This window comes from Agarivorans sp. TSD2052 (assembly GCF_023238625.1).
Taxonomy (GTDB): domain Bacteria; phylum Pseudomonadota; class Gammaproteobacteria; order Enterobacterales; family Celerinatantimonadaceae; genus Agarivorans.
This window is the reverse complement of record NZ_CP096670.1, coordinates 752,779-765,133: the sequence shown is the minus strand read 5'-3', so window position 1 is coordinate 765,133 and position 12,355 is coordinate 752,779. Positions and strand designations below refer to the sequence as shown.

The window sequence follows — 12,355 nt, the reverse complement described above, 5'->3', positions numbered from 1 at the left end:
ATGGAATGGTGTTAAGGGTCGATAACTAATACCAACCATTTAGTACTAGTTCGGCACTCGAATATCATGTTGTTTCAAGTCTTTTCATCACAGCTTATTTCGAAAGACGTGATGGCGATATGCCTCAAATAGACTAAGATTAAAATATACATCGAGCCCAATTACACACTCAAATTTTGGAACCACTGATCCTTTGAACCAAATCTAGAGTAATAAAGTTATTCAATTTAGATTATCGCTGGTGAAAAGATGAAAAAGTTTGTTCTACTTTTGGTTTGTACTTTCAGCCTAATTGGCTGCAGCCATTCACCTTATTACAACCCGAAATCTGGCGGTGAAATGTCGCTGGCTCAACACGATTACGACAGCTTTTTTTTACTGTCTGATTCAGGTAATCAATTACACAGTGTTCTTATTTCATCACAAAACCTCACCAGCAAGGGTTTAGTGGTTCACTTCCACGGTAACTCAGGAAATATTAGCGAAACCATAGAGAAATACTTGTGGGTTACCGAGCAAAGTTACGATTTACTGTTGTTTGATTACTCCGGTTATGGCAATTCTACAGGAAGCCCAAACTTCGATAACTTATACGCTGATGCCCAAACCATTTTTCGTTTTGTTGACCAGCAGTTTTCTGGCCTTAAAGATTACCAACTGATTAGTGTTGGTACATCACTGGGCGGAGCAGTAATGTTAGATGGATTGGTTGACTCTGATCAAAAAGAAATGTTTGATTTGGTGGTGGTAGATTCTTCTTTCCACAGTTTTTCTGAGGTAGCCCAACATGTGGTGAACAAAAGCCGCTTTGGCTTTCTTGGTGCTTGGTTAATCCCACTGGTTATTGATAAAAGCCACGACCCACTGCCACGACTACCTCAATTCGATGATACTCAGCTACTGTTTGTTCACTGCCAGAGCGATGCATTAATTCCTTGGCAATTTAGTGAAAAAATGTATCAAATGAGCGACGTAGATAAGTCTTTTGAATTGCTACAAGGATGCGAGCATGCAAGAACATTTACCCCTGAATCCACCGCTAACAGGCCTTTATTATTAGGTTATTTTAATCAACTCTCGGCGCAAAGTTCTCAGCTAGAAGCGCTTTCCTACATTGATAACTAATGGAACATCAAAACCATCATTAGGCTGATAAAGATTGGCATTGGAAAAGTGCTTATAAGATAGCGCAAACATCCAATTGCTATCCAAGTGGTCTACTCCCAAGCCAACCTGAGCCTGAAACGCAAAATGTTTGGCTTGATGACGTGTTCCTAACGTTTTCTCACTTAAGTAAGTAGGACCAAGCGCTCGTACAAAAAACCAAGGTTGCCATTGCAGGTGTTTCTTGGCTAACAAGGTTAACTGAGGGTAAATGGATATGGCATGCAGTGAGCTATTGTCTTGGTGATCCGTGGCCAGGTAAGTGTAGCTAACACCCAAACTCAAACGTTGCCGCTCGCTTCGTTGGTAGCGGTAAAACTCATAATCAAACCCCACAGTGTGATTACGCTGTGATACCTCGGCACTGGGCTGCGGCCCATACCCTAGATTAAGTATTAAAGCATTGTCTTGTTTTGCGACCGCGCATAACGACAAACTAAGCGTAGTCATCATGATAATAAACCGTTTATACATGCGTTTCGATTTCCCTGGTAAACAACCAGGCTAAAGCCGAAGCTTTAGCCTTTATTCACGCTATTTTTTTAGTCGAGCTACACGATTCAGCTCTTTTTGGATATCGCTGTTTAGGTTTTTAACCCATCCGTTATATTTGCGGTGAATAGTGCCGTCTTCACTATATTTCATATTTTCGCTGTCACGATACAAAATGTCGTATTGACCATCATGCAATTTGATATCTACTGCTACGTAATGCTTACGCACATGAATTTCAGCCTTCATTAGCTGTTCACCCTCCTCAGCCACAACCCAATTACGTACCAAACCAGCATCCACTATGGCATACCTTGCTTCGTCTGCACTCAGTTGACTGGGAATGGGCTGGTCCAACAAAGGTTTTATTTTTGCTGCTAGCGCTGTCTGAGGTAATACTAAAACAGCGACTACTAAACTAAATATCCAGACTAATCGTTTCATTGCTCTTCCTTTGAGTTAATTTTACTATGTTAATTAGAAACTTTAGGTAGGCGGCACTTAATTAAGCTATGGCCCCAACCAATATTGTCAATTTCTTGCTCAATCTCTAAACCTGCCTCAGCGATCAGTTCAATGAAATCTTTTGCACGATAAAAACGGCTATTACCATTTGCTAAGCAGGTAAAATATAACGACGTAGCATTTAAACTATGAGCACCTGCTTCGTGGCTTTGCCTATCTGGGAATAGCTCTAGAATGTAAACACTACTGTGCTCGCTCATGGCAGCTTTTACTCGTGTCAAAATAGATACGATTTCTTTTGGTGAGAAGCAATCTAAGAACTGGCTCATCCAATATACGTTGGCGTTGGCGGGTAGCTCCCCTTTCGGATCTAACATGTTGCACGCTACGCCATTAATGCGATCAGCATAACCTGCCCGCTCGGCATTAACTTTTGCCATCGCTAACTGCTGCGGTAAATCAACAATAGTCATCGATACATCAGCGTTATGTTCACAGCATTTCATCGCCCATTTACCCGTATTGCCGCCAATATCAACAATTGTGGATGGGCTATCACCAAATACTATTTCCAGCAGCTTAGGAAAGGCTTTATCTGAATAGAAGTGGTCAAAATTAAACCAACTTTGTTTGGCCGGCTCAGGAAGCGTTGATAAGCCCTCATAGATGGTGTCCCAGCTGCCTAACTCTTTGAGTCCTGCTGGTGTACCCTCTGTAATAGCTTCTGTAAGGTGCTGCAAACCGGAATAACAAACATCGGCAGTAAAATCCATGTTTGCGCGTGTCATTCCGTCGTGTTGTATAAAGTAGCCTAACCGCGTTAACTCATAACTTTGTTCTGTCTCACACCATGTCACTAAGCCGGCGCTAAGCCCCATATCGAGTAATACTTTTACCCCGTAATCACTGACTCCCGAAGCGAGACAAATGGCGTCTGTGGTTAAACCAACTTCACCAGCTTCATCTAAGGCTTCTAATATTCCTAAGTCACGCAAACTACGCGCAGTTTGAAATGCAACGGGGGCAAAGGCTAAACGCTGAGCTTGTTCAATCGCTTCCACCGCTTTTAAATTATCTTTTGTATAAAATTCCACGTACAACTTCCTAGTGTTTTAACTTAACGCGTCCAACGCTTAAATATGAGAGAGGTATTGATGCCACCAAAGGCAAAATTATTACTCATTACGTAATCGGTAGTGATCTCGCGGCCAGCGCCGCCAATGTAATCAAGCAGGGCACATTCGGGATCGAGCATGTCTAAATTTAAGGTTGGAGCAAACCACCCCTTATTCATCATTTCAATAGAGAACCAAGCTTCTAGGGCTCCACAAGCGCCTAAAGTGTGTCCTAAATAGCTCTTCATCGAGCTAATCGGCACTGCTTTGCCCAACGCTTGATAGGTGGCCGCGGTTTCAGCGATGTCTCCTTTGTCGGTGGCCGTGCCGTGCGCACTGACGTAACCAATTTGATCTCCGCTAATGTTGGCATCTTTAAGGGCTAACGCCATGGCGGCTTGCATAGTACTACTCTGAGGTTGCGTAACATGAGTACCATCTGAATTGGTGCCAAAACCCACCAACTCAGCATAAATAGTGGCTCCTCGGGCTTGCGCATGCTCTAAGCTTTCCAAAATGAGGGTGCCAGCACCTTCACCGATCACTAAGCCATCCCTGTCTTTCTCAAAAGGCCTTGGCGTGGTTTTAGGTGCTTGGTTACGGGTGCTCGTCGCAAACAAAGTATCAAACACGACCGCTTCAGATGGACATAGCTCTTCTGCTCCGCCAGCAACCATTAGTTGTTGTGCGCCAGACTTAATCGCTTCATAGGCGTAACCGATGCCCTGACTACCCGAAGTACAAGCACTAGAACTAGTAATCACACGACCTTTAAGTCCAAAAAATACACCTAGGTTTACCGGTGTTGTATGGCTCATCATTTGGATGTAAGTCGTTGAGGTGATCGCTTTACTATCACCATGTTTAAGCATGTCGCCAAAATGCATGATTGGAGCAGTACTGCCAATAGAGGAGCCGTAAGACACCCCCATTCGGCCGTCTTGAATATCCTCATTATTACTTAAGCCTGCCTGTGCTAAGGCCAACTCTGTAGCACGAGTCGCCAGCAGCGACACTCGTCCCATGCTGCGTATTTTTTTTCGCGGGTACTTAGGTAATTCTAATTCATCAATAGGCGCTGCTAGTCTGGTATGCATATCAGTGAAACGCTCCCATTCTGGCATATAGCGCACCGCATTTTCGCCCAGTTTCAATTTGGCTTGTATATCATGCCAGTTATCGCCAAAAGCGGTGATCCCGCCCATTCCTGTCACTACCACCCTTTGGCTCATGCTATTCCTCCATTAACAGAAATAACTTGGCGAGTAATATAGGCCGCGTCTTTCGACATCAAGAAGGCCACAGTACCAGCCACTTCCTCTACATCACCTAAGCGGCGTAAAGGGATCTGTTGCTTAATTTGGTCTAGGGGTAAACCTGCCATCATCTCGGTATCAATAAGACCCGGCGCCACACAGTTAACTGTTATTTTTCGTTTTGCCACCTCTAATGCTAACGCTTTGGTGGCACCAATAATGCCTGCTTTGGCGGCGCTATAGTTAACTTGGCCGCGATTACCTACCTCACCAGAAAGAGAAGATAGCGTAATAATTCGCCCTCCTTTTCGAGTTTGAATCATTGGCATAATTAAGGGGTGAAGCACATTATATAAACCATCTAAGTTAGTATGGATAACACCATCCCAATCTTGTTCGGTCATTGCTGGAAAGGCATTGTCTTTAGCAATACCGGCATTTAGCACCACGCCAAAATAAGCGCCATTTTCAGCAATATCTTTTTCGATCGATGCTTTTGCTTGTTCACGTTGGCTAATATCAAATGGGAGCAAATAGCCTTGTTCAGCTTGTTGATTAACAATAGCTAAAGCTTGTTGCGCAGCCTCATGGTTGCCGCGGTAATTCATAACAACTTGATAGCCTTCGTTCGCTAAACGAATGGCAATTGCTTTGCCTATACCCCGGCTAGCACCAGTGACTAATACTCGTGGTTGTTGGTTCACATCAACTTCCCTTTACAAACTCAACCGCATCTTTTGGTTGATAAACATTTAAATGAGCGCTAGTTAGCGTTACCCCTTGCTGATTAGTAACCTCACATGCACATACCGCTAAGCCATCTTCTTCTGCGTAAATTCTTTCAGCACTAATTAACAATTGACAGCCCAGCGGCAACATCGTTTCTTGAAACAGACATTTACGCGTTCCAATTAAAAAACCTACTTCTATTGGCCGCTGCTGCTCTTTAGCCTCAAGACCAGCTAATGCAGCAACCGCTTGTGCCATATACTCTATCGCAGCATAAGTCGGAACTGCTTGTTCTACATCATTGAAAAGATGACTGTTTTCTGAAATCTCAAGGGAGCATATTATTTTGCCGGGTAGCCATTCTACGACCTTATCAATAAGGATCATCGGTGCAGAATGTGGCAAAATCTCGGCCATGTTTGGAAATATTTTACTCATTTACCTTCCCTCTGCCTAAACATACAACCGCATTACTACCACCAAAAGCAAAGGAGTGACTTAATGTTGTTTGTAGCGACTCAGCGCTTAATTTGATGGCATTTTCTACAGCCAAGTTAATCTCAGCCAGCGTATTATCAATGGAGTAGTTAACTGCCATGCCAGGTAGTTGCATATCAACATTATAATTTGGATGTAACAGCAGCCAGCATAGAGCATTTTCGATAGCGCCAGCAGCGCCTAAGGTATGCCCTGTTTGGTGTTTAGTCGAAGAGCTGTAAGTATCAGATGAAAACACACGCTTAACCGCTTGCGCTTCCATTTGGTCATTAAGCTGCGTAGCTGTGCCATGTAAGTTGATGTAGTCTATCTGCGCGGGGCATAACTTAGCGTCATTCAAAGCAGCTAGAATTGCAGCTTCAGCGCCTGTACCTTCAGGTTGAGGCGCTGACATATGATAAGCATCAGCACTTTCCCCAACCCCTAATAAATTAATCATTGCTGGCGCCTTTTGCATGATGAATACCGCTGCGCCTTCACCAATATTTATGCCATCTCTCGATAAGCCAAAAGGTTTCGCATGCTCCTTGGCCACTGACTCTAAAGCCTTAAAGCCATTTAGGGTTAGCTTACATAGACTATCTACGCCGCCTAAAATGACTGCATCAGCTAAGCCGCAAGCCAACAGGTTGCGGGCTGATGCAAATACCTTGGCACTTGAAGAACACGCCGTTGAAATACAATAAGCGGGTCCACTTAAACCCAATTTCTTCTGTAAATAAACGGCAGGTGTTCCCATCTCTTGCTGGGCGTAGTTAAATTCCGCATCAAACTCACCATCTATTTGGTTTGCCAGAGCCCGCTCACCGTCGGCAACGCCTGAGGTGCTCGTTCCCAAAACAATCGCTATGCGCGAAGGCGAATGCTGTCGAAGTATGAGTTGTAGGTCATCTTCTATTTGTAATATTGCCGCTTCAAGCAACTGAATATTGCGACTGTGTAAATGAGGCCAGCGACTATCACAGGCCGGCAAACAATCATTAACCGCACCGACCATCACTGTTGTCTCTGGAACCAAATCAGCCCGAGCTTGCATCGATTGGTTATTACCGGCTAACCAAGTGTTCCACACTTGCTGCTTATTGCTGCCAAGAGCGCAGATAATGCCCATCGCTGACAAGCCATATTGTTCTGTCATTGCTGCAATACCTCGAGAGTTGATATGTCTATTTGATAATTAGCTAAACGATTGATCAAGGTTACGTTCCCTTTCCAAGGGTCGTCAGTTTCAAATACAACTTGGCTAACCGGCTTCTCTTGCCAATAAACCTGTCGACAACGTACCGCTTGCTCACAACTAAATTCTTCCACCCGCCAACCATCAGCCTTGAGCTGTTGGTTTAAAACTTTGACTGGCCAATAAGCTAACTGCAAATCAGCCAAAATAAACTGTGCCATGCCAGCGTCAATAGAAGGTACGAACGTGTGCTCTAGCAACTTTTGGCCATCAAAGCTTATTTTAAAAAGAGGAGTGGAGAAGCCATCTAAAGCAATCAGCTCGATTAATTGAGAGCTCACCTTCAAGTCAAAAATGAATTGCTGATTCTGCACATCCGTCTGAAATCGAGCCACTTGCTGAGCATTAACCGAATAGCCCAAATCTGAAGGGATAAGTAAGGCTCGAGCCTGAGCAACTGGCTCGGGAACAAGCTGCGAGCAAGCACTGACAAAAGCGAGTAATAGTATTACTACTATGCCTCTCATGGTTTTCTCCTGAAATCTGAGCGATTAAACTGTGGAGCTAAAAAATAACTACAAGCAATACCGCACAGCACCACTAAACCGAACCCAGCTAACGCAGGTGTGGCACTTAAAGCCAGTAAACCAAAGGCCAATAAAGTAGATAGCGCAGCTAACGAGGTCGCCATCTCTAAGCGATGGAAATTTCCGTGATTAAATTGGTAAAACAAGGCATAGTCTAAGCCCACTCCGAACACCAATAATAGGGCCAAGATGTGAAACAGGCTTAAGCCTTGCCCTGTCCATGCCACTGCAGCCAAGGCTACCAGCACCGACAATAAAGGTGTCATTAAGCAGCGCGCGGTATTCACCACTCCCAGGCGCCAACAAAGAACTAGACTAACCACCAGTAACACGCCGATTAACAGCCGACTAGTTAAACCTCTCATGAAACTTAATGCATCTGAAATTTCGGCTACAGGGTCAACAAAATCAACACCGCTGGTGCTAGCGGCTAATTGCTGTAAGGCAGCCAAATCTTTAACCCCAAACAAGCTAACAATAGCGCCTTGTTGTTCTCCATGAGTGATCCAGAAATCGCTAAACAGTTTACTTGAGGGTAATAACAAAAAGCTTTCAGGAGTCAACGTTTTACCCTGTAAAGCAGCAAAGCTGTACTTGGCTTGTTCACCAACATCGCCAGCCAAGCCCATTTGCTCCAATAACACTGGTAACTTAAGGTAAAGTTGATTCACTAATATTTGGTTTAACTGCTGCTCTTCGAGCGTTGGAATAACTTCACTGAGACCCCAAGCTCTTGCTATTATACCCGCACCTGCAGCATTTTTGAGGTGCTCAAGTAAGGCTTGCTCACGACTTAATATTTGCTCGGCGCTACTTCCTCGAACTAAAAAGAATTGATTGGCTTGACCATTTTGAAACAATTCAGCCATTTGCTGTTGCTGGTTCTCAAGTATTGGGAAATGCCCCCTTAATTGCCTTACATCATCTACAGTGTTCAACTGTAGTAAGCCTATGGATAACAAGGCAACGGTTAGCAATATCCAGCGTTTCTGCAGCCTTAGATGAACACTGCGTTGCGGCCATCTAGCAGCAGGGATCTGCTGCGCTAGCACGGGTGCAAGCAGATATAGCGCCAACGCAGACCCCAATAAACCAAGGGCACAAAATAATGCCATTTGCCTGATCCCCGGCATAGGTACAAACAACATGGCTAAATAAGCCACAATCGTGCTACTGGCGCTTAACAGCAGAGCTGGAGTGATCTGTTTGAGAGTATAAGTGGCTGATTTGGTCGCTCCAGCATGTTCTGCACAAAAATGAAATGCATAATCAATGGCAATGCCAATCAGACTTGCTCCGAATACCAACGTGAGTAAGTGCAGCTCTTCAAAACACAAGCTTACTACCGCTAAGGCTAACACTAAGCCAGTAAAAAGGGCTGCAATGGCTAGGAATAAAGGGCGCAAAGAACGAAAGAAAAACATAATAAGCATGCAGATAAGTAGCACTGATGCCAAGCCTATAGTGCTCATTTCACTTTTTGCCTGCTTAGTCGCAGCATCAGCATGAAACAGTAAACCAGCCTTAAGAGCTTCCAACTCTGGGTAGGGCTGTGCCAGAGTGCGCAAACTGCTGTCGATAGCATTAAGTAAAATAGTCTGCTCGCTAGGCGAAAATACATTGGCCTTTACTTGCAGCTCTAACAACACCCAGTATCTGTCGTGCTGATAACGAATTACGTAACCGTGGGGATCGAGCGATGCCTCTCCTAGCGCGGAAAAGCCCTCTAATTGTTGGCTGAACAAAAACAGCGGATCCGCAATAATGCCGTCGGAACTCACTGCGCTGGCGGGCGACCAAAGCTGAGCTTGAGCATTCGCCACTATGGCCTGATAATTTTGCTGCCCCAAATCATGCTGTTGTTGCTTACTTAAACGCACAAAACGATAAGGAAACAGGCTTCGTACTAACAACTCCCCCTGATGACGCCGCTGTAACACGATAGAATCAAAAGCCGCTGTGTGCGCCAATAAATCAGCCAGTTTTAGTGAGGCGGCAATGGCTACGTTTTTATCAACGTGGCCAAGAGCTAAGAAGTTTACGCCTTCTAGTTTGGCTGCAAGTTGCTCTCTCGCTGCTAACCCTAATTCATCGGCCATTGAGTGCGGTAACATAGAGCGAATATCACTATTAAACTGTAGATTTCGCCCCTGAAAAGCCAGTATCAGTAGCGGAACCAGCAATAACAGTAACCAAGCAGCAAAACGTTTGTTATTCATTTAGCCAACTTAGCTCTCGGTCACTAAGCGCTTGCGCAGCCATAGCACTTAGCTCAACGGTGAGTACATCACCATTAACTTGGTGCATGCTAATTAGTTCTATTCCTTCAGAGCCACTTAACTCAATGCGGGTTAGCGCTTGCTGAATACTGCTATCTAGAGGCAGCATTAATAGCTGCCACTGCAGGGGGGTTGATTGCTCTGTTGCAGATAGATGGAATTGTTGTGCTAGCAGTTGCCATTGCCCTTGAATAACCTGCTTCATCATTGGCGCCCAAGCTTTAATCATTTGTTGAGCGGCCATAGGGATTGGCATTGGCAAGTCTTGGCTATCAAACTGACTAACTTCTTTTTCAGTAACCACCAAGGTTTGCTTTATTGGTAACTGTTGTTGCCACATCAAGCCCTGTTGCGGGGTGAGCAAGATATAACCTTCACTCACTAAAGGCTTCGCCATTATTTGTAATTGACGACGTTGGACGTAACTCGCGCGGTATTGATCAGCAACCTTGGTGGGTAACTGTTGTAACAAACTCGCATTGGGAGCCAAAGGCAACCAATTATGAAGCGTTGCCGCAACACTGCTAGTACAGTTAAGCAATAGCATGAGCACCCAGCAAGGTAATTGTTGAGTTAATCTTGCGCGCATATGCCCAACTTGGCTAATCGCTCTATTAACGCGGGTGGAGAAACAAAACACATTTCTCCTTTGTTGCTGTCGACCGCAACCTGAATAGTAAAGCCTTTAGTCACTACATCACCGTTTTCTTGCTCCAAAATGTTGTATTCAATTTTAAGACGGTTTTCAAATTCAACTAAATGAGCTTGAACCGTCAAGCGCTGTTCATAGGTAGAGGTCTTAACATACTTGACGCGGGCGTCGACTATCGGCCATAGATAGCCAGACTGTTCCATCTGACGATAACTGAAATCCAGTTTAACCAGCAATGCACAACGAGCCACCTCAAAATAGCGCAGGTAATTTCCATGCCATGTAACCCCCATGGGGTCAGCGTCATGGAACGGAACTGTGACTTCTACTTCAGCGCTAAGTAAAGCCTTCATTATGAATACAACTCCCATTTACGCTGTTTTAGTTGCTCGACAACTTGACGTAATTCAGCTTCTAATGGGCGATCTTCCTCAACCAATTTAAACTCGGCCATCACTTGCTTATAGGTCGCTTTTAACTCGCGATTTAAAGTCTCTTCTCGCAACTCGCCTTGCTGAATGCGTAAGGTAAGGGCTTGGTGAACCGACAACCAGCCAGCCGCAACGACCTGTTCCGTTAACTCTAAAACACGTAAGCAATCTCGTGCGGAAATAGTACCCATACTCACTTTGTCTTGGTTATGACATTCGGTTGAGCGAGAAAACACACTAGCAGGCATGGTTTGCTTCAAGGCTTCAGCGGTCCACGCTGAGGCCCCTATTTGTACCGCTTTAAAACCATGGTTAATACAAGCGCGCTCACCAGAAGCAGCACTGAGGTTGCGTGGCAAACCATTATTAAATTTTACGTCCATCAACAAGGCCATTTGCCGGTCTACTAAGTCAGCCAAGTTAGCCACCGCGTTTTTCATACTATCCATTGCAAACGCTATATGCCCACCATAAAAGTGACCGCCATGTAATACGTGCTCACCGTCACCATCAATGATGGGGTTGTCGTTAGCACTATTTAGCTCAGTTTCAATGAACTGCCGCATAAATGGTAAAGCATCTTTTAATACACCAATAATATGGGGCGCACAGCGAATGGAATACCGGTCTTGTAAACGATCTGAGTTACGCGGATGCTCATGGTGGTTTAAATCGTTACGGATCCATTCAGCTATTTGGTTTTGCCCTGGGTGAGGCTTAACCGCAAACAACAATTCGTCAAAATGGTTGGAGTTTCCTTTTAGCGCCAGAGAAGCCAGCGCAGTAATACGGCTACATACTTGAGTTAAGTATTCCGCTCGGCGATACGCTAAACACGCTAAGCCGGTCATCACTGCGGTACCATTCATTATGGCTAAGCCTTCTTTGGGCCTCAACTTAATCGCTTCTACGCCTAACTCAGCGAATACTTCATAAGTGGGCCTGCGGCGCTTTTTGTAATACACCTCACGCTCCCCCATTAGCACTGCAGCAACATAGGAAAGCGGAGTAAGGTCGCCAGAGGCCCCAACTGAGCCTTCCGAGGGTATGACCGGCATAATGTCATTTTTCATCAACATTTCGAGTTGCTGAAGTAAGCGATAGCTCACCCCAGATTTTGCCAAAGACAATGAATTTAAACGGCTACTCACTACCGCCCTAGCCTCTTTAGGGCTTAGTTCCTTGCCCATGCCACAGCCATGAAACCGAGTTAAATGAAGCGGTAGTTCTTCCACCAAATCCAGAGGCACGACAACTGTACAACTGTCACCATATCCCGTGGTCACACCATAGATAGCACCATCTTCTTCCAGTAACTTATCTAAGAATTCAGCCCCCCGTTCAACGCTGGCTACATATTCAGGATCAGTGTTAATACAAGCTAATTGTGGGCTTTCACTTAATAAGTCCACTTGCTCAATGCTGATAGGCTGCTGCCCAAACACAACTTGCATACATGAAGAAACTGAATTGTCAGTGTCCGCTGTTTTCGACGACGTGATTTCTGCTT

Annotated in this window: 13 protein-coding genes; 1 reads left to right on the top strand and 12 read right to left on the bottom strand. The window is 44.8% G+C overall.

Features of this window, described 5'->3' with window-relative positions:
* The first annotated feature begins 249 nt into the window (after positions 1–249).
* A complete protein-coding gene (locus M0C34_RS03510) occupies positions 250–1,125 on the top strand; it encodes an alpha/beta hydrolase (RefSeq protein ID WP_248714275.1) in 876 nt (291 codons plus the stop codon).
* Here M0C34_RS03510 and M0C34_RS03505 read toward each other — a convergent pair.
* The 12 genes from M0C34_RS03505 to M0C34_RS03450 are packed head-to-tail and all read right to left on the bottom strand — an operon-like array spanning position 1,096 to position 12,299.
* Positions 1,096–1,638, bottom strand: a complete 543-nt coding sequence (locus tag M0C34_RS03505; protein ID WP_248714274.1) for an acyloxyacyl hydrolase — start codon at positions 1,636–1,638, stop codon at positions 1,096–1,098. The genes M0C34_RS03510 and M0C34_RS03505 overlap by 30 nt on opposite strands.
* 60 nt (positions 1,639–1,698) lie before the next feature.
* On the bottom strand, positions 1,699–2,100 hold the full coding sequence (locus tag M0C34_RS03500; protein WP_248714273.1) for a hypothetical protein: 402 nt from the start codon (positions 2,098–2,100) through the stop codon (positions 1,699–1,701).
* Between the two features lie 29 nt (positions 2,101–2,129).
* Positions 2,130–3,215: a methyltransferase gene (locus M0C34_RS03495; protein ID WP_248714272.1), complete on the bottom strand. Its 1,086-nt coding sequence runs from the start codon at positions 3,213–3,215 to the stop codon at positions 2,130–2,132.
* 23 nt (positions 3,216–3,238) lie between these two features.
* Positions 3,239–4,468 carry a beta-ketoacyl-ACP synthase gene (locus M0C34_RS03490; RefSeq protein ID WP_248714271.1) on the bottom strand — a complete coding sequence of 410 codons (1,230 nt, stop codon included), beginning with the start codon at positions 4,466–4,468 and terminating at the stop codon, positions 3,239–3,241.
* On the bottom strand, positions 4,465–5,196 hold the full coding sequence (gene fabG / locus M0C34_RS03485; RefSeq protein ID WP_248714270.1) for a 3-oxoacyl-ACP reductase FabG: 732 nt from the start codon (positions 5,194–5,196) through the stop codon (positions 4,465–4,467). Before fabG ends, M0C34_RS03490 begins: the two co-directional genes overlap by 4 nt.
* A gap of 1 nt (position 5,197) precedes the next feature.
* Positions 5,198–5,659: an ApeP family dehydratase gene (locus M0C34_RS03480; protein ID WP_248714269.1), complete on the bottom strand. Its 462-nt coding sequence runs from the start codon at positions 5,657–5,659 to the stop codon at positions 5,198–5,200.
* Positions 5,652–6,857 carry a beta-ketoacyl-ACP synthase gene (locus M0C34_RS03475; RefSeq protein WP_248714268.1) on the bottom strand — a complete coding sequence of 402 codons (1,206 nt, stop codon included), beginning with the start codon at positions 6,855–6,857 and terminating at the stop codon, positions 5,652–5,654. The genes M0C34_RS03480 and M0C34_RS03475 overlap by 8 nt, the downstream gene beginning before the upstream one ends.
* On the bottom strand, positions 6,854–7,423 hold the full coding sequence (locus tag M0C34_RS03470) for a DUF3261 domain-containing protein (RefSeq protein WP_248714267.1): 570 nt from the start codon (positions 7,421–7,423) through the stop codon (positions 6,854–6,856). The genes M0C34_RS03475 and M0C34_RS03470 overlap by 4 nt, the downstream gene beginning before the upstream one ends.
* Positions 7,420–9,702, bottom strand: coding sequence for an MMPL family transporter (locus M0C34_RS03465; protein WP_248714266.1), 2,283 nt, complete (start codon positions 9,700–9,702; stop codon positions 7,420–7,422). Before M0C34_RS03465 ends, M0C34_RS03470 begins: the two co-directional genes overlap by 4 nt.
* On the bottom strand, positions 9,695–10,351 hold the full coding sequence (locus M0C34_RS03460; protein WP_248714265.1) for an outer membrane lipoprotein carrier protein LolA: 657 nt from the start codon (positions 10,349–10,351) through the stop codon (positions 9,695–9,697). The genes M0C34_RS03465 and M0C34_RS03460 overlap by 8 nt, the downstream gene beginning before the upstream one ends.
* Positions 10,336–10,767: an acyl-CoA thioesterase gene (locus M0C34_RS03455; RefSeq protein ID WP_248714264.1), complete on the bottom strand. Its 432-nt coding sequence runs from the start codon at positions 10,765–10,767 to the stop codon at positions 10,336–10,338. The genes M0C34_RS03460 and M0C34_RS03455 overlap by 16 nt, the downstream gene beginning before the upstream one ends.
* Complete coding sequence (locus tag M0C34_RS03450; protein WP_371923126.1) at positions 10,767–12,299, bottom strand: HAL/PAL/TAL family ammonia-lyase; 1,533 nt, start codon at positions 12,297–12,299, stop codon at positions 10,767–10,769. Before M0C34_RS03450 ends, M0C34_RS03455 begins: the two co-directional genes overlap by 1 nt.
* Between the last annotated feature and the right edge of the window lie 56 nt (positions 12,300–12,355).

Coding starts and splice junctions, on each gene's coding strand:
- M0C34_RS03490 (WP_248714271.1), bottom strand. CDS start 4,468: ATGAGCCAAAGGGTGGTAGTGACAGGAATGGGCGGGATCACCGCTTTT.
- M0C34_RS03475 (WP_248714268.1), bottom strand. CDS start 6,857: ATGACAGAACAATATGGCTTGTCAGCGATGGGCATTATCTGCGCTCTT.
- M0C34_RS03510 (WP_248714275.1), top strand. CDS start 250: ATGAAAAAGTTTGTTCTACTTTTGGTTTGTACTTTCAGCCTAATTGGC.
- M0C34_RS03470 (WP_248714267.1), bottom strand. CDS start 7,423: ATGAGAGGCATAGTAGTAATACTATTACTCGCTTTTGTCAGTGCTTGC.
- M0C34_RS03500 (WP_248714273.1), bottom strand. CDS start 2,100: ATGAAACGATTAGTCTGGATATTTAGTTTAGTAGTCGCTGTTTTAGTA.
- M0C34_RS03455 (WP_248714264.1), bottom strand. CDS start 10,767: ATGAAGGCTTTACTTAGCGCTGAAGTAGAAGTCACAGTTCCGTTCCAT.
- M0C34_RS03450 (WP_371923126.1), bottom strand. CDS start 12,299: ATGCAAGTTGTGTTTGGGCAGCAGCCTATCAGCATTGAGCAAGTGGAC.
- M0C34_RS03480 (WP_248714269.1), bottom strand. CDS start 5,659: ATGAGTAAAATATTTCCAAACATGGCCGAGATTTTGCCACATTCTGCA.
- M0C34_RS03460 (WP_248714265.1), bottom strand. CDS start 10,351: ATGCGCGCAAGATTAACTCAACAATTACCTTGCTGGGTGCTCATGCTA.
- M0C34_RS03465 (WP_248714266.1), bottom strand. CDS start 9,702: ATGAATAACAAACGTTTTGCTGCTTGGTTACTGTTATTGCTGGTTCCG.
- M0C34_RS03505 (WP_248714274.1), bottom strand. CDS start 1,638: ATGTATAAACGGTTTATTATCATGATGACTACGCTTAGTTTGTCGTTA.